The sequence below is a fragment of the Pedococcus soli genome (genome assembly GCF_054782575.1).
Window position 1 is genome coordinate 58,539 of sequence record NZ_BAAGSF010000006.1, and the last position, 19,371, is coordinate 77,909.

General features: G+C 72.5%; 20 protein-coding genes and 1 riboswitch. Of the genes, 14 read left to right on the forward strand and 6 right to left on the reverse strand.

Translation table 11 applies throughout. The features are described from left to right. Window positions 1-49 precede the first annotated feature (49 nt). Window positions 50-1,582, reverse strand: a complete 1,533-nt coding sequence (locus ACYVKF_RS15570) for an HNH endonuclease signature motif containing protein (protein ID WP_460967612.1) — start codon at window positions 1,580-1,582, stop codon at window positions 50-52. 166 nt (window positions 1,583-1,748) lie between these two features. Between ACYVKF_RS15570 and def the strand changes: the two genes are divergently transcribed. From def to ACYVKF_RS15635, 13 genes are all read left to right on the forward strand, one after another. Continuing rightward, the gene (def, locus tag ACYVKF_RS15575) at window positions 1,749-2,294 is read left to right on the forward strand and encodes a peptide deformylase (protein ID WP_460967614.1); all 546 of its coding nucleotides are present in this window, start codon (window positions 1,749-1,751) and stop codon (window positions 2,292-2,294) included. 2 nt (window positions 2,295-2,296) lie between these two features. Continuing rightward, on the forward strand, window positions 2,297-3,256 hold the full coding sequence (gene fmt, locus ACYVKF_RS15580) for a methionyl-tRNA formyltransferase (RefSeq protein ID WP_056917043.1): 960 nt from the start codon (window positions 2,297-2,299) through the stop codon (window positions 3,254-3,256). Then, on the forward strand, window positions 3,253-4,788 hold the full coding sequence (locus tag ACYVKF_RS15585; RefSeq protein ID WP_460967616.1) for an RsmB/NOP family class I SAM-dependent RNA methyltransferase: 1,536 nt from the start codon (window positions 3,253-3,255) through the stop codon (window positions 4,786-4,788). Before fmt ends, ACYVKF_RS15585 begins: the two co-directional genes overlap by 4 nt. A gap of 74 nt (window positions 4,789-4,862) precedes the next feature. Next, window positions 4,863-5,519 (forward strand): ribulose-phosphate 3-epimerase, encoded by a 657-nt coding sequence (gene rpe, locus ACYVKF_RS15590; RefSeq protein ID WP_460967618.1) that lies wholly within the window; start codon window positions 4,863-4,865, stop codon window positions 5,517-5,519. Between the two features lie 83 nt (window positions 5,520-5,602). Continuing rightward, window positions 5,603-5,733: riboswitch (FMN riboswitch) on the forward strand. A gap of 121 nt (window positions 5,734-5,854) precedes the next feature. Then, complete coding sequence (gene ribD / locus ACYVKF_RS15595) at window positions 5,855-6,904, forward strand: bifunctional diaminohydroxyphosphoribosylaminopyrimidine deaminase/5-amino-6-(5-phosphoribosylamino)uracil reductase RibD (RefSeq protein WP_460967620.1); 1,050 nt, start codon at window positions 5,855-5,857, stop codon at window positions 6,902-6,904. After that, complete coding sequence (locus ACYVKF_RS15600) at window positions 6,904-7,545, forward strand: riboflavin synthase (protein WP_460967622.1); 642 nt, start codon at window positions 6,904-6,906, stop codon at window positions 7,543-7,545. The genes ribD and ACYVKF_RS15600 overlap by 1 nt, the downstream gene beginning before the upstream one ends. Then, the gene (gene pnuC / locus ACYVKF_RS15605) at window positions 7,542-8,252 is read left to right on the forward strand and encodes a nicotinamide riboside transporter PnuC (RefSeq protein WP_460967624.1); all 711 of its coding nucleotides are present in this window, start codon (window positions 7,542-7,544) and stop codon (window positions 8,250-8,252) included. The genes ACYVKF_RS15600 and pnuC overlap by 4 nt, the downstream gene beginning before the upstream one ends. Next, on the forward strand, window positions 8,249-9,475 hold the full coding sequence (locus ACYVKF_RS15610; RefSeq protein WP_460967626.1) for a bifunctional 3,4-dihydroxy-2-butanone-4-phosphate synthase/GTP cyclohydrolase II: 1,227 nt from the start codon (window positions 8,249-8,251) through the stop codon (window positions 9,473-9,475). The genes pnuC and ACYVKF_RS15610 overlap by 4 nt, the downstream gene beginning before the upstream one ends. Further along, window positions 9,472-9,942 carry a 6,7-dimethyl-8-ribityllumazine synthase gene (ribH, locus tag ACYVKF_RS15615; protein WP_056914257.1) on the forward strand — a complete coding sequence of 157 codons (471 nt, stop codon included), beginning with the start codon at window positions 9,472-9,474 and terminating at the stop codon, window positions 9,940-9,942. Before ACYVKF_RS15610 ends, ribH begins: the two co-directional genes overlap by 4 nt. Window positions 9,943-10,060: 118 nt before the next feature. Next, window positions 10,061-12,574, forward strand: coding sequence for a bifunctional FO biosynthesis protein CofGH (locus ACYVKF_RS15620; protein WP_056919241.1), 2,514 nt, complete (start codon window positions 10,061-10,063; stop codon window positions 12,572-12,574). Window positions 12,575-12,658: 84 nt separating this feature from the next. After that, window positions 12,659-12,922, forward strand: coding sequence for a phosphoribosyl-ATP diphosphatase (locus ACYVKF_RS15625; protein WP_056914258.1), 264 nt, complete (start codon window positions 12,659-12,661; stop codon window positions 12,920-12,922). An 11-nt stretch (window positions 12,923-12,933) separates the two neighbouring features. After that, window positions 12,934-13,779 carry an ATP phosphoribosyltransferase gene (gene hisG, locus ACYVKF_RS15630; protein WP_056914259.1) on the forward strand — a complete coding sequence of 282 codons (846 nt, stop codon included), beginning with the start codon at window positions 12,934-12,936 and terminating at the stop codon, window positions 13,777-13,779. Continuing rightward, window positions 13,776-14,270, forward strand: coding sequence for a PH domain-containing protein (locus ACYVKF_RS15635; RefSeq protein ID WP_056914260.1), 495 nt, complete (start codon window positions 13,776-13,778; stop codon window positions 14,268-14,270). The genes hisG and ACYVKF_RS15635 overlap by 4 nt, the downstream gene beginning before the upstream one ends. A gap of 182 nt (window positions 14,271-14,452) precedes the next feature. Here the strand turns inward: ACYVKF_RS15635 and ACYVKF_RS15640 are convergent, their stop codons facing one another. From ACYVKF_RS15640 to ACYVKF_RS15650, 3 genes are read right to left on the reverse strand one after another with little or no spacing between them, the layout of a single operon-like run. Beyond that, entirely contained in the window at window positions 14,453-15,646 is a 1,194-nt protein-coding gene (locus ACYVKF_RS15640; protein ID WP_460967629.1) for an MFS transporter, read from the reverse strand. 25 nt (window positions 15,647-15,671) lie between these two features. Further along, window positions 15,672-16,856: an FUSC family protein gene (locus ACYVKF_RS15645; protein WP_235529142.1), complete on the reverse strand. Its 1,185-nt coding sequence runs from the start codon at window positions 16,854-16,856 to the stop codon at window positions 15,672-15,674. Between the two features lie 5 nt (window positions 16,857-16,861). Then, window positions 16,862-17,503: a nucleoside/nucleotide kinase family protein gene (locus ACYVKF_RS15650; protein ID WP_460967631.1), complete on the reverse strand. Its 642-nt coding sequence runs from the start codon at window positions 17,501-17,503 to the stop codon at window positions 16,862-16,864. A 31-nt stretch (window positions 17,504-17,534) separates the two neighbouring features. Between ACYVKF_RS15650 and hisF the strand changes: the two genes are divergently transcribed. Continuing rightward, entirely contained in the window at window positions 17,535-18,308 is a 774-nt protein-coding gene (hisF, locus tag ACYVKF_RS15655; RefSeq protein WP_460967633.1) for an imidazole glycerol phosphate synthase subunit HisF, read from the forward strand. 64 nt (window positions 18,309-18,372) lie between these two features. Here hisF and ACYVKF_RS15660 read toward each other — a convergent pair whose 3' ends face one another. Beyond that, window positions 18,373-18,681, reverse strand: coding sequence for a DUF1905 domain-containing protein (locus ACYVKF_RS15660; protein ID WP_460967634.1), 309 nt, complete (start codon window positions 18,679-18,681; stop codon window positions 18,373-18,375). Window positions 18,682-18,717: 36 nt separating this feature from the next. Continuing rightward, window positions 18,718-19,362 (reverse strand): TIGR03085 family metal-binding protein, encoded by a 645-nt coding sequence (locus tag ACYVKF_RS15665; RefSeq protein WP_056914264.1) that lies wholly within the window; start codon window positions 19,360-19,362, stop codon window positions 18,718-18,720. Between the last annotated feature and the right edge of the window lie 9 nt (window positions 19,363-19,371).

The window sequence follows — 19,371 nt, forward strand, 5'->3', positions numbered from 1 at the left end:
ATCGTCCGCTGAGCGGTGGATCCGGTCGACGTGCAGCCGGACCCACCGCTCAGTGGTGGCCCCAGTTGGTGCGGATGAGTCCGCGGTCGGGGTTGTCGGGGTCGTTGAGCCAGGAGATGGTCTGCGCTGCTGGTGGTGGGGCGAGGCTGAGCCCGGGTGGGGGTGGTGTGCCGTGGGTGAGCTCGTGGTCGGAGGTGAGGGCGAGGTCGTTCCAGCTGATGGGTCCGCCGCTGGGTGGTTGGTAGGTGCCTGCGGGGACGGGTGGGTCGCCGTCTGGTGGTGGTGCGGTTTCGTGGGGTCGGGGTGGTCTGATGGGGAGCCCGTACCGGTTGGTGACGGTCAGGCCGTCGGGGTGGGTGGGGTCGCCGGTGATGGTGTAGTCGCCGCGGTCGATGCCGTCGTGGTGGGTGGTGCAGAGGCTGATCTGGTTGTCGGTGTCGGTGGCTCCGCCGTCGGCCCATGCCTGGAGGTGGTGGACCTCGACGAACCCGGTGGTGGGGCAGCCGGGGAACCGGCAGCCGCGGTCGCGGTCGGTGATGAGGCGGCGGGTGCGGTGGGGCAGGATCCGCATGGCCCGCCCGACGGACACCGGTCGCCCTTCGGTTTCCCAGACGGGTTGGACCTGCCCGTCGCTGATGAACCGGCCGAGCAGGCGCAGGGGGATGGCGTGCCCGCCGTTGACCCAGGCGCCGGTCGTGTCGAGGTGCAGGTAGATCCGGTAGTGCGCCGACCTGCTGGTGGAGGTGACCGCCGCGAGGGAGCGGGTGGCCATCTCCTCGAGGGCGTCGGCGTAGGTCGGCAAGCCCGCGTAGCGGTCGTCGACGTCGGCGCCGGTGAGGTCTGTGGCACTCGCGTCGGTCTTGCGGCGCAGGAACAGTGCGTCCTTGGCTTCCTTCACGGCTTGTTCGACCAGCGCGCCGATGGTCGCGGGGGCGGAGTAGCGCAGCTGGAACCGGCCGTCGGCGTCGTAGGACATGGCCAGGTCGGGCTTGGCGCAGGCGCGCTGCTCGGCGGCCGACTCGAAGGCGGTGGACGGCAGGGCGGCGGTGTCCAGGTCGCCGAACCTCAGCGTGTGCGGCTCGACGGGCAGATCGCTGCCCGCTGCGTCGGTGCCTTGGGCGGCGTGTGCGGCTGGTGCGGGGGCGGCGAACGCGTGTCGGGCGACGGCTCGGCGTAGCTGGGTGACGGTGGCGTTGCGGGCGAACTGGGTGACCGAGGCTTGGTGGGTGACCGGGACGTGGCGGGCCAGGACGGCGACCTGGTCCAGGGACAGCTCCCCAGCCTCCAACGCCACAGCTGCGTCGGTGAGCTCGGTGCGTCGCCGGGCCACGGCGACGATGTCAGCGGCGTGGGCATGGGACAGGCCGGCGCGGACGACGAGGTAGTGCTCGGGTGACTTGAACCCACCCTCACCCCAGTGCCGGTCGCGCATGACCTCGTCGATGATGTCGACCAGCTCGGCCTGCGCCCGGTTCAACCGACCCGCAACAGCAGCGGTCCGCTCCCACAACGCTTGGTTCCGCGCACCCCAGCCACCGTCCGGAACCGTGTCCGGGACGGCGGTGAGTGGGCTGACCGACATACCTCAATCGTACACCTGTTCGAATGATACAGAAGGACTTGTCCACACCCAGAATCGCTCGAATTCGCTGACAGCAGAACCACATTCGTCCCACGAGCCACGCGGGACGAGCGCGGCCCACGGTGGCGCGCACCGCGCCATACGCGTCGCACCTAGACTGGTCGCCGTGTCGATCCAGAACATCCGCCTCTTCGGTGACCCCGTGCTGCGCACGGCCGCCGAACCTGTCGTCGACTTCGACCGCGAGCTGCGCCAGCTGGTCAAGGACCTCACCGACACGATGATGGACGCGCCGGGCGCCGGCCTCGCGGCACCGCAGATCGGTGTGGGCCTGCGCGTCTTCACCTACTGGATCGACGGCGAGCTCGGGCACCTCGTCAACCCCGACCTCGCGCTCTCCGACGAGATGCAGGACGGTGAGGAGGGCTGCCTCTCGTTCCCGGGCATGAAGTTCGAGACGCCCCGCTCGCTGCGGGTGGTGGCCAAGGGCTTCAACCAGTTCGGCGAGCCCGTCGTCATCGAGGGCTCCGAGCTGATGGCCCGCTGCATCCAGCACGAGACGGACCACCTCGACGGCATCCTGTTCATCGACCGGATGGACCGCGAGCAGCGCAAGCTCGCCATGCGCGCCATCCGGGAGGCGCAGTGGTCCGGTGAGGCCGCGCCCACCGTCAAGGTCAGCCCGCACGCGACGTTCGGCAGGAGCCTGTGAGCCTGCGCCTGGTCTTCGCAGGCACCCCCGACGTGGCGGTCCCGGCCCTCGAGGCGCTCCACGCGTCGGCGCACGAGGTCGTGGCGGTGGTGACCCGTCCTGACGCCCGTGCCGGCCGAGGTCGGGGTCTCGCCCAGTCACCGGTGCGGCAGTGGGCGCAGGAACGTGGGATCGAGGTCCTCACACCGCGTCGCCCGAGCGAGGAGGACTTCCTCCAGCGGTTGCGTGAGCTCGAACCCGACGTCTGCCCCGTGGTCGCCTACGGCGCCCTGATCCCTCGCGCGGCTCTTGACATCCCGCGCCACGGCTGGGTCAACCTGCACTTCTCGCTGCTGCCCGCGTGGCGGGGCGCCGCCCCCGTGCAGCACGCCCTGATGGCCGGCGACGAGATGACCGGTGCCTCGACCTTCCTCATCGAGGAGGGCCTGGACACCGGCCCCGTGTATGGCGTGATGACCGAACGCGTCCGTCCCACCGACACGTCGGGAGACCTCCTCGGGCGACTCGCCGACGGGGGTTCGGGGTTGCTCGTGGCCACCATGGACGGGATCGAGGACGGTTCGCTGCAGCCGGTGCCCCAAGGGGCGGAAGGCGTCTCGCTCGCGCCGAAGCTCGACGTCGCGGACGCCGAGGTCCGTTGGGACCGACCGGCGATCGCCGTCGACCGCCTGGTGCGGGGCTGCACGCCGGCGCCCGGGGCCTGGACCACGTTCCGGGGCGAGCGCCTCAAGCTGTCTCCCGTCACCCTGACACCGACCGGTGCGGTCGACGCGCCCGACGGCTTGGGACCCGGTGAGATCTCGGCGGGCAAGCGCGCCGTCTGGGTGGGGACGGCGACGACCCCGGTCCTCCTCGGCGAGGTCCGCCCGCACGGCAAGAAGGACATGGCTGCGCCCGACTGGGCCCGTGGCACCCGCATCGCACGAGGAGAGTGCTTCACCATGGTCCAGGCCCAGTCATGAGCGAGTCGGGCGGCGACCGCGGCAGAGGTCAAGGCGGGCCGCGGCGCAACGCACAGGGTCGCCAGCGACCCGAACGCGCGCACGGCGGACGTGAGCGTTCGGCACAGAAGCCGAGTGAGCGTGGCCGTACGAGCGACCCGCAACGGCTTGCCGCCTACACGGTGATGCGGGCCGTCGCAGACGGTGCCTACGCCAACCTCGAGCTCCCGAGAGTGTTGCGGGAGAAGGACATCCGTGGCCGTGACGCCGCGTTCACGACCGAGCTCGTGTATGGCGCGGTGCGCATGCACGGCTTGTACGACCCGATCATCAGCGTTGCCGCGGCAAGGCCGATCACCAAGATCGACGAGAACGTCGTCGACACGCTGCGCCTCGGTGCTCACCAGCTTCTCGGCATGCGCGTCCCGACGCATGCGGCCGTCGACGAGACCGTCGCCCTGGCCCGCAAGGTCAACGGTGCCGGGGCCGCCGGCTTCGTGAACGCGGTCATGCGGCGGATCAGCGAGCGCGACCTCGACGAGTGGCTGGCCGAGGTCGTCCCCGCCGACGGTGACCTCACGGCACAGCTGTCGGTCGAGCACTCGCACCCCGAGTGGGTGGTCAAGGCGTTGCGCGCGGCCCTGCTCGGCCACGGCGCCGCGACGGCGGAGACCATCGACGACGAGCTGAGCGCCCTGGTCACCTCGGACAACGAACCCGCCAAGGTCTCGCTCGTCGCCAGGCCCGGCCTGAGCAGCGTCGACGAGCTCGTCGACGACGGGGCCGAGGCGTCTTGGCTCTCGCCGGTGGGGGCGGTTCTGCCGGGAGGTGACCCCGGCGCCATACGCGCGGTGCGGGAGGGACGGGCCGCGGTCCAGGACGAGGGTTCGCAGCTCCTGGCGCTGGCCCTCGCAGCGGTGCCCGTCGACGGTGACGGCACCGAGCAGTGGCTGGACCTGTGCGCGGGCCCCGGTGGCAAGGCGGGGCTGCTCGCCGCGCTGGCGTTCGGGGCGGGGGCCGACCTCACTGCCAACGAGGTCAGCGAGCACCGCACCGAGCTCGTCCGCCAGACCCTGCGCCCCGCGCTGCTCCAGGCCGGCGCCCACGGCCGCACGATCGAGGTGCGGACCTGTGACGGACGGGCGTACGGCGAGGACGAGCCCGAGCGCTACCAGCGGGTCCTCGTGGACGCCCCGTGCACCGGGCTGGGCGCACTGCGCCGTCGCCCCGAGGCGCGCTGGCGCCGGACTCCCGCCGATCTCGCGGACCTCGGCAAGCTGCAGCGCGAGCTGCTCGCCTCGGCCATCGACGCCACGGCGCCCGGCGGAGTGGTCGCGTACGCGACGTGCAGCCCGCACCTGGCGGAGACCCAGTTCGTCGTGCGCGACGTCACCCGCAAGCGCGACGACATCGAGCTGCTGGACGCCCGCGGCTACCTCCGCGATGCCTCCGGCGAGCCGGTCGACGTGCCCGGCGACGGACCGACCGTCCAGCTGTGGCCGCACATCCACGGCACCGACGGGATGTTCCTCGCCCTGCTGCGCAAGAAGTAGCCAGCTCGGCAGAGCCTCTCGGGACGCTCCGGGTGGGTCGATCCGGCCTCTGGTCGCCCGTTAGGGTGAGCGCCGTGCAGATCTCGCCCAGCATCCTGTCGGCCGACTTCGCCAACCTCGAGTCCGAGCTGGCGCGCATCGCCAACGCGGACTGGGCACACGTGGACGTCATGGACGGCCACTTCGTGCCGAACCTGACCCTCGGCCTGCCGATCGTCGAGGCCCTGGCCCGGGTGAGCCCCATCCCGCTGGACTGCCACCTGATGATCGAGGACCCCGACCGCTGGGCGCCGCAGTACGCGGAGGCGGGCGGTTCGTCGGTCACCTTCCACGTCGAGGCGGCCGCCGACCCCCGCGCGGTCGCGCGCTCCATCCGTGCCGCCGGGGCACGGTCCGGTATGGCGCTCAAGCCCGGGACGTCGTTCGCCCCCTACGAGGACCTGCTCCCGGACCTGGACATGGTGCTGGTCATGACGGTCGAGCCGGGGTTCGGCGGCCAGTCGTTCATGGCCGACCAGATGCCCAAGGTCACCCAGGTCCGTGAGGCCGTGCGACGCCTCGGCGGCGAGGTCTGGGTGCAGGTCGACGGGGGAGTCTCCGCGGCCACCATCGAGCAGTGCGCCGAGGCCGGTGCCGACGTGTTCGTCGCCGGCTCCGCCGTGTACGGCGCCGAGGACGCTGCGGCGGCGGTGGACGAGTTGCGGGCCCTCGCCACGCGCCACCAGCACTGACCCGGAGCCCGCACCCGGCCGCGGTGAGGACCGTCACGCGGACCTGGGCTACGCGCTGACGGGACCACGCTGGCATACTGGGAGCACGTGCTCCGGGGTCGGTGCAATTCCGAACCGGCGGTGACAGTCCGCGACCCGGCCGCAGCCAGCGGCCGGTTGACCTGGTGGAACTCCAGGACCGACGGTGAAAGTCCGGATGGTAGGCAGCACGCAAGGCAGGACCCTCGGTCCTGTCCGGTGGTGACGACTCCTGTCGTCGCGCGCCGGGCACCCGTCGACCCTGCCCGCACGTCCCCCGGAGCTCGACCGATCGGTCTCGAGCACGAGGGCAGGACATGCAGCAGCACCAGGACGAGCGCGACCAGGTCCCACCGGACCGTGACGTCGCGTGGATGCGTCGTGCGCTCGAGCTCGCGGCACGTGGTCGTCGCCCCGACGCCAACCCGCGCGTCGGCTGCGTCCTCGTCTCGCCTGAGGGCGACCTCGTGGCCGAGGGCTGGCACCGGGGCGCCGGGACCCTGCACGCCGAGACCGACGCGTTGAGCCACGCGGGCGACGCGGCGAGGGGTGCGACGGCCTACGTCACCCTCGAGCCGTGCAACCACACCGGACGCACGCAGCCGTGTGCCCAGGCGCTCCTGGAGGCCGGGGTGGCCCGCGTCGTGCACGCCCAGTCCGACCCGAACCCGCGCGCCGCGGGCGGGGCCGAGGTGCTGCGCGGTCACGGCGTCGAGGTGACCAGCGGGGTGCTGGACGACGAGGCGACCGCCCTGAACCGGACCTGGACCCACCTGGTCACGACCGGCCGGCCGTGGGTGACCTGGAAGCTCGCGTCCACGCTCGACGGGCGCAGCGCCGCGGCCGACGGCACGAGCCAGTGGATCACCGGCCCGGTCGCCCGCGACGACGTGCACACCCAGCGCTCCCAGTGCGGCGCGGTCATCATCGGCACCGGTACGGCCCTCACCGACGACCCCCGGCTGACGGCACGTCGTGCCGACGGCTCCCTGCACGAGCACCAGCCGCTGCGGGTCGTCGTGGGGGAGCGTGACCTGCGCCCGGACGCCCGGGTGCTGGACGAGAGCGCACCGACCTGGCACCTGCGCACCCGTGACCCGAAGGAGGTCCTTGCCCGGCTCGCGGAGGCCGAGATCCACCACGTGTGGCTCGAGGGCGGGCCGACGATGGCGGCCGCGTTCCTGGCCGCCGGGGTCGTCGACGAGGTCATCGCCTACGTCGCCCCAGTGTTCCTCGGGCGCGGGCGTCCCTCCGTCGGGGACCTCGGCATCACCACCATGGCCGACGCCCTGCGCCTCGAGCCCACCGACATCACCGTCCTCGGCACGGATGTACGAATCACCGCAGCACTGAAGGAGATCCACTGATGTTCACCGGAATCGTCGAAGAGCTCGGCCACGTGGTCGGGCTCGATGCGGGCGAGGACTCGGCACGGCTGACGGTGCACGGGGCGGTCGTGACGACCGATGCCGTGCACGGCGCCTCCATCTCGGTCAACGGGGTCTGCCTCACCGTGGTCGAGCACGGCGACGAGGAGTTCACCGTCGACGTGATGGCCGAGACCCTGCGGCGCTCCAGCCTCGGCGCGCTCGTCCCCGGTGCACGGGTGAACCTCGAGCGGGCGATGCCGGCGAACGGACGGTTCGGCGGTCACGTGGTCCAGGGCCACGTGGACGGGACGGCCACCATCACCCACCGCACACCGGGGGACCGCTGGGAGGTCGTGGGCTTCACGCTCCCGCCGGCGCTCTCGCGCTACGTCGTCGAGAAGGGCTCGATCACCGTCGACGGGGTCAGCCTGACCGTCGCCTCGGTCGACGACACGTCGTTCACCGTCTCGCTCATCCCCACGACACTCGACCTGACCACCCTCGGCCACAAGGGCGTCGGGGACCCCGTCAACCTCGAGGTCGACGTCATCGCCAAGTACGTCGAACGGCTCATGTCCCAGCCGGGTCGTGACGCTGCCGCCTACCCGCTCGTCGTCGCACCGGAGGACCACTCATGAACGTGCTCGAACGCCTCTTCGAGGCCCAGCTGACGATCGGCTCGCAGCAGATCCTCTGGCGTGAGGTCGTCGGCAACGCCTTCGGCTTCGCGTCGGCCATCGGCGGCATGCGGCGGCGCGTCTGGGCCTGGCCGGTGGGCATCGTCGGGAACGCCCTGCTGTTCACGGTCTTCTTCGGCGTGGCCTTCTCCAACCCGCAGCACACGACGCTCTACGGCCAGGCCGGCCGCCAGGTCTTCTTCATCATCACGAGCATCTACGGCTGGCTGCTCTGGCGGCGGGTGCGCCGGGCCAACCGCGCGGACGGCACCGACCGACCGGCCATCACCCCGCGCTGGGCCACGCCCCGGGAACGCCTCGCCTACCTCGGCTTCTGGGTGGCCGGCGTGGTCGTCCTGCAGTGGGGGTTCGCGGCCATCGGCGCCGGGTTCCCCGCGCCCCGCTGGTACTTCTGGTGCGACGCCTGGATCTTCGTCGGCTCGATCGTCGCGACCTACGCCATGGCGCGCGGGTGGAACGACTTCTGGCTCGCTTGGATCGCGGTGGACCTCGTCGGCGTGCCCCTGCTGGTGCACTCCGGGTTCTACCCGTCCGCGGTCCTGTATGCCGTGTACGGCGGCCTAGTGCTCTACGGCTTCTTCGTGTGGCTCAAGGCCTCTCGCGAGGAGAGCAGTCCCGAACGCGAGCTCGCGGGAGCGCGGGCATGACTCGGCTCGCGACCATCGACCAGGCCCTCGAGGCGCTGCGCGAGGGTCGCCCGGTCCTGGTCACCGACAGCGAGGACCGCGAGAACGAGGGCGACGTCGTGCTGGCCGCCCAGACGTTGACGGACGAGTGGCTCGCCTGGACGATCCGGCACACCAGCGGCTACCTCTGCGCCCCGGTGACCAGCGAGACCGCGGACCGGCTGGGGCTGCCGCTCATGGTCGCGGACAACCGCGACCCCCTGCGCACCGCCTACACCGTCACGGTCGACGCGGCGGAAGGCGTGACCACCGGGATCAGCGCGGCGGACCGGGCCCGCACCATACGGCTGCTGGCGGACCCGGCATCCACGCCGGGGTCGTTCGTGCGGCCCGGGCACGTGATCCCGTTGCGCGCCAAGGACGGTGGCGTGCTGGAGCGGCCCGGGCACACCGAGGCCGCGGTCGACCTCTGCCGCCTCGCCGGGCTGGCACCGGTCGGCGCGATCGGTGAGCTGGTCAACGACGACGGCACGATGATGCGCCTCCCCGAGGTGCTGGACACCGGCGCCCGCCACGGGCTGCCCGTCGTGACGATCGCCCAGCTCATCGCCTGGCGTCAGCGCCATGACCGTGTCCGCCGTCTCGCCGACACCGTGCTGCCCACCGCGCACGGGACCTTCCGCGCCGTCGGCTACCGCGACGTCGTCACCGGCGCGGAGCACCTCGCCCTCGTCAGCCCGCGGGGACTGGTCGGACGGGCGCCGTTGGTGCGACTGCACTCCGAGTGCCTCACCGGCGACGTGTTCGGCTCCCAGCGCTGCGACTGCGGACCCCAGCTCGAACGCTCCCTCGAGCGTGTCGCAGCCGAGGGGGGAGCGGTCGTCTACCTCCGCGGTCACGAGGGCCGTGGTGTCGGCCTCGTGTCCAAGCTCCAGGCCTACGGCCTGCAGGACCAGGGGCTCGACACCGTCGATGCGCAGGTCGAGCTCGGCCTCCCGATCGACGCGAGGGAGTATGCCGCCGGGGCAGCGGTGCTCGTCGACCTCGGCATCGCGGCGGTGCGGCTCCTGACGAACAACCCGCTCAAGGTCGAGGCGCTGCGGGGCCATGGCATCGAGGTGCCGGCGGTGGAGCCGATCAGCATCGCGCCCCTGCCCACCAACGAGGCCTACCTGCGCACCAAGCGGGACCGGATGGGGCACCGCCTCGTCATCGAGGGCACGGACCAGGGAGCATCGGCATGAGTGGACACGGGGCACCGGCGATCGCGGTCGACGGAACAGGGCTGCGGGTGGCGGTCGTGGCCGCCTCGTGGCACGACGTGGTGATGGACGGGCTGGTGGCCGGCGCGGTCCGTGGCCTCGCCGACGCCGGCATTCAGGACGCCGCCGTGGTGCGCGTCCCCGGGACGGTCGAGCTGAGCGTCGCCTGCGCCCGGCTCGCGCCGAGCCACGACGCCCTCGTGGCCCTCGGTGTGGTCATCCGTGGCGGCACCCCGCACTTCGAGTACGTCTGCTCCGGCGTGACGACCGGCCTGACGCAGGTCAGCATCACGACAGGGGTGCCGATCGGGTTCGGGGTGCTGACCTGCGACGACGAGCAGCAGGCCCTCGACCGGGCCGGCCTCGAGGGGTCGAGCGAGGACAAGGGCCACGAGGCCGCGACCGCCGCGGTGGCGACTGCCGTGACCCTGCGCGACCTCCACGTCTGACGGCGCGGCCCCACCCGCAAAGCGGGGGTTGCGTGGCGAAACGGGACATATTTCTGCAGGTCTCCCGGAACGACACCCGCTTCGCGGGGATGGCGGCGGTCCTGACTACGCTCACGTGGTGACCGACAACGCGATGCGACGAGCCCTGGCGCGGGCCAGGGACGGCAAGGCCCTCGACGGTGCGGAGGCCCTGGTGCTGCTGGGGGCTCGCGGTGAGGACCTCGAGCAGCTGTTCACCTCGGCGAGCCGGGTCCGTGACGCGGCCATGGCCGCCGCGGGTCGACCCGGGGTCGTCACGTACTCGCGCAAGGTCTTCATCCCCCTCACCCGGTTGTGCCGCGACCGTTGCCACTACTGCACGTTCGCCACCGTCCCGGGTCGTCTCCCCGCGCCATACCTCTCACCGGACGAGGTGCTCGACATCGCGCGGGCGGGGGCGGCGCAGGGCTGCAAGGAGGCGCTGTTCACCCTGGGGGACCGGCCCGAGGACCGCTGGCCGGCGGCGCGGGAGTGGCTGGACGCCCACGGGTACGACGACACGCTGTCCTACGTCCGCGCGATGTCGATCCGTGTGCTGGAGGAGACCGGACTGCTGCCGCACCTCAACCCCGGCGTCATGTCGTGGTCGGACCTGCAGCGGCTCAAGCCGGTCGCCCCGTCGATGGGCATGATGCTGGAGACGACGTCGCGAGCAGTGTTCGAGGAGCCCGGGGGAGCCCACTTCGGGTCGCCGGACAAGGACCCGGCGGTGCGCCTGCGGGTGCTCGAGGACGCCGGCCGGGTGGGGGTGCCGTTCACCACGGGCATCCTCGTCGGCATCGGGGAGGACGCCCAGGACCGCGTCGACAGCATCCTGGCGATCCGCCACGTGGCACGGGAGTACGGCACCGTCCAGGAGTGCATCGTCCAGAACTTCCGGGCCAAGGACGACACGGCGATGCGGTCGACCCCCGACCTCGGGGCGGAGGAGTACCTCGCCACCATCGCGGTGACCCGACTGCTCCTCGGCCCGACCGTCACGGTCCAGGCACCGCCCAACCTGTCCGAACCAGCCGAGATCGCGCGCCTGCTCGCCGCGGGTGTCGACGACTGGGGCGGTGTCTCGCCGGTCACGCCGGACCACGTGAACCCCGAGCGCCCCTGGCCCGAGATCGAGCGGCTGGAGCAGTGGACGGCGGACTCCGGGCTGCGGCTGGCCGAGCGCCTCACGGCGCACCCGCGGTTCGTTCGCGGAGGCCTGTCCGGTGACGAGCCGTGGTTCGACCCCCGCGTCCGCCCCCATGTCGAGGCCCTTGCCGACCCGGTGACCGGTCTCGCCCGTGAGGGCGCCGTCGCGACCGGGCTGCCGTGGCAGGAACCGGACGGTGGTGTCGCCGACCTCGGCGCCGGCACGGGGCGCACCGACCTGCACGCCAGCATCGACACGACCGGTCGGACCGCCGACCGGCGCAGCGACTTCGACCAGGTCTACGGCGACTGGAGCGAGGTCGCGACGCGCATCGACGGGTCCGCGACGTTGCTGCCCAGTGACGCCCGCGCCGCCCTGGCGCGCGCCGAGTCGGACCCGGCCGGTCTCTCGGACGCCGACTACCTGACGCTGTTCACCGCCGACGGCGCGGACCTCGAGGCCCTCACCTCGCTGGCCGACCACCTTCGACGCGAGGTCGTCGGTGACGACGTCACCTACGTCGTGAACCGGAACATCAACTTCACCAACGTCTGCTACGTCGGCTGCCGGTTCTGCGCGTTCGCACAGCGCAAGACCGATGCCGACGCCTACACGCTCTCGCTCGAGGAGGTCGGCACCCGCGCCGCGGAGGCGCAGGCGCTCGGCGCGACGGAGGTCTGCCTGCAGGGTGGGATCTCGCCCGACCTCAAGGCGGGGGCGTACGCCGACATCGTCCGGGCCGTGAAGTCCGCGGCGCCGGGCATCCACGTCCACGCCTTCTCTCCCATGGAGATCGCCACCGCGTCGGCCAAGCAGGGGGTCTCGGCCCGTGCCTGGCTGGAGGAGGTCAAGGAGGCCGGCCTCGACTCCATACCGGGCACGGCCGCCGAGATCCTCGACGACGAGGTGCGCTGGGTCCTGACCAAGGGCAAGCTGCCCGCCGACCAGTGGCTCGAGATCGTGGCCACCGCGCACGAGCTCGGCATCCCCAGCAGCTCCACGATGATGTACGGCCACGTCGACCACCCGCGCCACTGGGTCGGCCACCTGCGCCGTCTGCAGGAGCTGCAGGACCGCACGGGCGGGCTGACCGAGTTCGTGCCGCTGCCCTTCGTGCACACCAACGCCCCGGTCTACCTCGCCGGCCTCGCCCGACCCGGGCCCACGTTGCGCGACAACCGCGCCGTCCACGCCGTCGCGCGCCTCATGCTGCACGGCCGCATCGACCACGTGCAGACGTCGTGGGTGAAGCTCGGCGTCGAGGGCACCCGGGCGATGCTCACCGGCGGTGCCGACGACCTGGGTGGGACGCTCATGGAGGAGACCATCAGCCGGATGGCCGGCTCCGAGCACGGGTCCGCCAAGACCGTTGCCGAGCTCACCGAGATCGCCGGCGGCATCGGGCGTCCGGTGCGGGAGCGCACGACGACGTATGGCGCCCCCTCCCGCACCGTCCCTGCCTGAGCCCGGGCGGGTCCCGGACCGGGTGCCGGTTCCGGCACCCGGTCCGGGTTCGGTCGGTGCGACGGCCACCCGTACCCTTGACGCGTGAAGACCTTCGACGACCTGTACGCCGAGCTGGCCGAGAAGGCGGTGACCCGGCCCGAGGGCTCGGGCACCGTCCGTGAGCTGGACGCCGGCGTGCATGCCATCGGGAAGAAGATCGTCGAGGAGGCGGCCGAGGTCTGGATGGCTGCCGAGCACGAGGGCAAGGAGCGCACGGCCGAGGAGATCAGCCAGCTGCTCTACCACCTGCAGGTGCTCATGATCGCCTCCGACATCAGCCTCGACGACGTCTACACCCACCTCTAGGAACCACCGCCATGCTGCGAATTGCCGTGCCCAACAAGGGCTCCCTCTCCGAGGCCTCCGTCGAGATGCTGCGCGAGGCGGGCTACCGCGTCCGTCGTGACAGCAAGGAGCTCGTCCTCACGGACGCCGACAACGACGTCGAGTTCTTCTACCTGCGCCCCCGGGACATCGCGGTCTATGTCGGCTCCGGCACCGTCGACTGCGGCATCACCGGGCGGGACCTGCTGCTCGACTCCGGGAGCGCGGCCATCGAGGTGATGACCCTGGGCTTCGGGGGGTCCACCTTCAGGTACGCCGCCAAGCCCGGCACCTGCGCCTCCGTCGAGGAGATCGCGGGCCGCCGCGTCGCGACGAGCTACTCCGGCCTGGTCGAGAAGCACCTCGCCGGCCAGGGCATCAGTGCCGAGGTCGTCCGCCTGGACGGGGCCGTCGAGACCGCGATCACCCTCGGCGTGGCCGACGTCATCGCGGACGTCGTCGAGACCGGCACCACCCTGCGCCAGCAGGGACTCGAGGTGTTCGGCGAGGAGATCCTGCGCAGCGAGGCCGTCCTGATCCGCCGCGAGGGCAGTGGCGAGACCGCGGCGGTCGAGGTGCTCCGGCGCCGGCTCACCGGGGTCATCACCGCCCGCCACTACGTCATGCTCGACTACGACGTGCCCGTCGACCTCGTCGAGGACGCCTGCGCGATCACGCCGGGCCTCGAGTCGCCGACCGTGTCGCAGCTGCAGAACAAGGACTGGGCCGCCGTGCGGGCCATGGTGCCGCGGTCACGGACCAACGCGATCATGGACGAGCTGTGGGACCTCGGCGCGCGGGCGATCCTCGTGACCGACATCGCCGCGTGCCGGTTGTGAGCGAGCGCCGGGACGACCGCGACGAGGCCACCGCCTTCGCGGTGTTCCAGCCGCGTCGCGGACGGGCCGTCGCGCTCGGCTTCGCCGCCGCGACCCTGCTGCTGTTCGGGCTCATCGCCGTCTTCCTGCCCGGCCCGGCCCAGGGCGGCACCTGGCGCACCGGTGACAAGGTCTTCTTCGCCGGGGTCGGGGTGGCGATCGCCCTGCTGCTCTGGCGGTTCGCCTCGATCCGCGCAGTGCCGACCCGTGACGGCATCACCGTCCGCAACCTCGTCACGACGCGTGTCGTGCCGTGGCGCAGCATCGTCGACGTCCGCTTCGGTGGTGGCGACCCGTGGGTCACGGTGGAGCTCGACGACACCGACACGCTGGCGATCATGGCGATCCAGAAGGCCGATGCGGAGCTCGGGCGTTCCGAGGCGAGTCGGCTCGCCGCCCTGGTCCAGGCGCTCGGGCCGTCACCGAAGAGCCCGGACGTCACCGTCGACTGAGCGCCGTGGGTGCCGGCACCGCCCGGCGCCACCCGGCGCCACCCGGCCCCCGGTCGTGGGGTGCGTCGACGTGGACGCGTAAATCAGTGGCCTGACCAGCCGTCCGCGGTGAGACTGTCGCCGTGCGCACCCAGGCCGAGCAGCTCCAGGACGACGCGGTGACCCGTCGATGACGACCGCGATCAGTCGACCCTGCGCAGTCCCGGCCGCAGTGCGAACGCAAGGGCCACCTGCGCGAACATCAACAGGGTCAATGACATCCACACTCCGTCGAACCCACCCGTCGCATCGCGGATGGCACCCATGGTCGCGGGGCCGAGCGAGGCCAGGCCGTAGCTGAACAGGAACGCCATCCCGGCCAGTCGTGCACTGGCCGCGGGCGTGGCCGCGTAGTCGACCATGAGCACGAGGCCGAGGGCGAAGGCCGCACCCTGCCCCAGCCCGAGGACGACCGCCCAGACCCACGGCAGCGCACCAGGCGCGAGCCACAGCCCCGCCTGGCCGAGCAGCCCGAGCACGGAGAACGAGACGAGCAGGACCCTGCGGTCGTGGACCTTGTCGGTCAGGGCCGGGGCGAGCAGCCCGGAGACGAGCTGGGCCGCGGTGAACGCGCTGAGGAGGTACCCGGCGTGGGTCGGGTCCCAGCCACGGCTCGCGTACGTCGGGGCGATCCAGGCGAGGGACGAGTAGAACTCGATCGACTGCACGGCCAGGTAGGCCGCGACCAGCCAGGCGGTGGGGTGCTTCCACGGGAGCCGGGCGGGGGTCACCACGACGGGGTTGGCAGCACGGTGACGGGTGTGTCCGCGCCACACCGGGATCCAGGCGAGCGCGCCGACGAGTCCCAGCAGCGACCAGGAGCCCAGCGAGGCCTGCCACGAACCCAGCCAGCCCTGCAGGGGAACCGAGAGGGCCGAGGAGGCGCCGGCGCCACCCATCATGGCGAGCATGTAGAGGCCGGTGACCAGTCCGGCGCGCTCGGGCGGGAACAGCTCCTTGACCAGCCCCGGGAGGAGCGTGCCACCGATGGCGATGCCGACCCCGGCGACGAAGGTCGCGGCATACAGGAGCCACACGTGGCCCCCGCCGAAGCGCAGGGCGAGGCCGACCGCGACGCACACCACGGACAGCTCGATCGCGCCCGCGGCACCGATGCGTGCGGCCACGCGCTGGGCCAAGGGCGCGAACGCCCCCATGCACAGCACGGGCAACGTGGTCAGGGCGCCGAGGGCCGCGTTGGACAGCCCGAGGTCCGTACCGATCGACGCGACGACCGGGGGGACGCTGGCCATCGCGGTGCGGAGGTTGACCGCCACGGCGACGAGTCCGAGAGCCATGAGCCACAGGGGCGGGAGGTGGTGTCGTCGCGCAGTCATCGGCGCCAGTCTGTCAGGGCGGCGGTCAGCTCTCGTCCGCGGTGTGGGTCATGGACTCCGGCACCATGTCGCGGGCCTCCTCCAGGGGCAGCCCGGTGAGCATCAGGAGGTCCACCACCATGGAGCGGATCTGGGCACGCATGACCTCGCCCGACAGGCCGGACGACGGGTCGAGGACCGCGCTGGCCTCACCGATCCGGTGCAGACCTACCCGGGCGTGGGTGGGCAGCCGGCGCTCCGCGAGCTCGCGGGAGATGTCGGTGGTCGTCTCCGCGAGTGCCTCGAGCAGGCGCAGGTAGGCCGTGGGCACGGGTTCCTCTCGCCACGTCGCGATGGCGGCGCGGCGGACCAGGACGCGCAGGTTGCGGATGGCCCGGTCAAGGGGTTCGAGCAGGTCGGCGATCGCCAGCACCCCGGGCAGGTGCCGCCGTCGGAACAGCGACAGCCGGACCACCGCGACCCCCTCGGCGGAGAGCGCCCGGGCCTCGTCGAGCATCGACTCGGAGTCGCGGGCCCGGGACAGGGTGGCCGAGGCGAGGTCGGAGTCGCCCTCGCGCAGGGACCGCACCGTGTCGGTGAGGATCTCGCTGATCTCGGCGACCACGAGCGCGGCCTGCTGCCGCGGGCGGCGCAGGGGTGCCGCAGGGGCCACGAGGGTGAAGAGAAGGGCGATGACCCCGCCGACCACGGCGTCGAGCCAGCGGGTGAACGCGTACCCGGGGTCGGCGACGAGGGTGGTGACGATGACCGACTGCACGCCCGCCTGAGTCGTGAGCAGCATGCCGGCGCCGAGCAGCCCGGCGACGCTCATCGAGAGGACCACGACGACGACGATCTGCCAGGTGCCCGAGCCGAAGAAGTGCACGAACGCGTCGCCGACGAACACCCCGACCGCCACGCCGAGCATCACCTCGCCGACCCGGCGCAGCCGCTGGCCGTACGACAGCCCGAGGGAGATGATCGCCGTCACCGGGGCGAAGAACGGCCGCGCGTGGCCCAGGAGGTCGTAGGCGACCCACCACGCAGCCGCGGCGCCCAGGCCGCACTGGACGATGAAGAAGAGCCGGCTGACCATCCGGGCCGTGCGTGCCTTCGCCTCCTGGCGCGAGCGGGCGGCGGCGCGGGCCAGGTCCTGGGAGGTGGGGGTGCGCGTGCGGGCGGCGCCGCGCCGGAACCGCGCGCGGGCCCGGGTGATGCCGTCGGGGCTCACCCGCGTCAGCCGTTCGTGCGGTCGGCGGCGGGGGAGGACATGGGCCGAGTATGGCGCTGCGCCGGGTCCGAGGGCGCGTCGAGTCCCACCGTGGTGTCCACGAGGAGGTCGGCGCGTGCCCGGGTGCCGTCCGCGGCATACAGCGCCTGCTCCTGGGCGGCCCAGCGGTCCCAGAACTCGGCGTAGCCGGGGTCGCGGGCGAGTCCGCGCTCCCGGCGCTGGGCCGGGTCGGCGTCGACCCACACGAGCACCGAGAGGAGCTCGCCGCCGGGCAGGGCGCCCGACCCGCATCCTTCGAGGACGACCACGTCGCCGGAGGCCTCGTGCCACTCGGCGTACGCGCCGGCGGACCAGTCCCACCGCCGGTAGCGGGCGGGCCGTCCTGCCAGCAGGGGGTCGACGACCCACTCGTGCACGCGCTCGGTGGAGGCGGCGAGCCCGTCCCACCCGGGGTAGAGGTCGTCCATGTGGATCGTGGGGGCGCCGAGCGCGTCCGCGACCTCGGCCGCCAAGGTCGTCTTTCCCGCGCCGCTCGGACCGTCCACGGCGACGAGCCGCGTTCCCCCGCAACGGGGTCGGCTCGCGGCGACCAGCCGGACGATGCCGTCGACCGGGTCGACTCCGTCCATCTCGCGGCCGCCTGACATGCGCCCCACCCTAGATCGGTAGCCTTCCCGGGTGAGTGTCGCCACCCGGGTCATCCCGTGCCTCGACGTCGACGCCGGCCGCGTGGTCAAGGGCGTCAACTTCGCGAACCTGCGCGACGCGGGCGACCCCGTGGAGCTGGCCAAGCTCTACGGCGAGCAGGGCGCCGACGAGCTGACCTTCCTCGACGTGACGGCCAGCAGCGGAAACCGCGAGACGACGTACGAGATGGTGAGCCGCACCGCGGAGCAGGTGTTCATCCCGCTGACGGTCGGCGGGGGAGTGCGGACGATCGCCGACGTCGACAGGCTGCTGCGCGCCGGCGCGGACAAGGTGGGGGTCAACACCGCGGCCATCGCGCGACCGGAGCTGATCGCCGAGATCGCCGACCGCTTCGGTTCGCAGGTGCTCGTCCTGTCGGCCGACGTCCGGCGCCGCCGGGACGAGGCGGGCGCGTTGACCGGGGGCTTCGAGGTGACCACGCACGGCGGCCGGCAGGGCACCGGCATCGACGCGGTGGAGTGGTGCGCCCGCACGGCCGAGCTCGGTGCCGGCGAGATCCTGCTCAACTCGATGGACGCCGACGGCACCAAGGACGGGTTCGACCTCGAGCTCATCGGGCTGGTCCGACCGGAGATCTCCATCCCCCTCATCGCCAGCGGCGGAGCCGGGCAGGTCGGTCACTTCGCCCCGGCGGTGCGGGCCGGCGCGGACGCCGTGCTGGCCGCCAGCGTCTTCCACTTCGGGGAGCTGACGATCGGTGAGGTCAAGGACGCCCTGCGCGCGGACGGTCTCGCCGTCCGCTGAAGCCGCCGGCCGTCGGCCACGTGCCCCGCAGGGTGGGCGGCGGCGCAAGATGCGCCGGATCGCCTCAGTCGAGCAGCTCGAGGCGCACCGTGACGGGGTCGCCCTCCTCGATGCCCTCGGCCGCACGGACGGCCTTCTTGACGGGCAGCACGTACGAGCCGTCCTCGTCACCGGCCCCCGCACTCGGGAAGATCGAGGTGGTCCAGGTCGTGCTTCCGACCGTGGCCCGCACCCGGACCGACCCGAACCCGCGCGGTGGTCGTGGCCGCTCGCGCACGACCTCGGCGGCCTCCTCGTCCAGCGTGACGAAGTACCAGCTGTCGCGGGCACCCCACTCCCACAGCGGCCCCGTGAACCCGACCTGCTCGCCCATGGGCCAAGGGTAGGCCGCACCCCCGTCAGGGGCCGGTCAGCCGAGCCCGAGCTGCGCGCCCCAGAGGGCCTCGACCGCCTCGTCGCTGCCGGTGACCTCGACCTCGGCCACCCGGCGACGGCCGTAGGCCGCGAGCAGCAGCTCCACGGGCGAGCCCTCGAGGACGACGGTGCCGAGCTCGGTGGTGGAACGCGCGTGCAGGGACCTGCCGTCGGGATCGCGCAGGACGACGCCCACGGGGCTGCGGCGGAAGAGCAGCCGGCCCAGGCGGTTGAGCGAGCCCCACACGGCCCGTTCCTCCCGCAACGACATCGTGCGCCGCGGGCCGCGGGCCTCGTCGCCGCGCAGCACGTCCTCGTGGTGGATCACGAACTCCACGAGGTTCACGGCGTCGTCGAGCCGGGGGAGCCGCACCGGTGACCAGGCAGGTGGACCCGAGCGGACGAGGTCGACGAGCTCGGGCCACGGCTTCGCGGCATACGCGGCCTGTCCCTCCTCGAGCCGGGAGGCGAGCGCGGGCACCCACACCCCGGGGGACAGGTCGGGGCGCCGGTCCCGGATGACGAGGTGCGCCGCGAGGTCGGCCGTCGTCCACGGGGAGCACAACGTCGGTGCGTCCGGCCCCGTCGCGAGGAAGGTGTCGCAGAGGGCGTCGCGCTCGAGGCGGGCGAGGTGGGTCATGTCCCCATC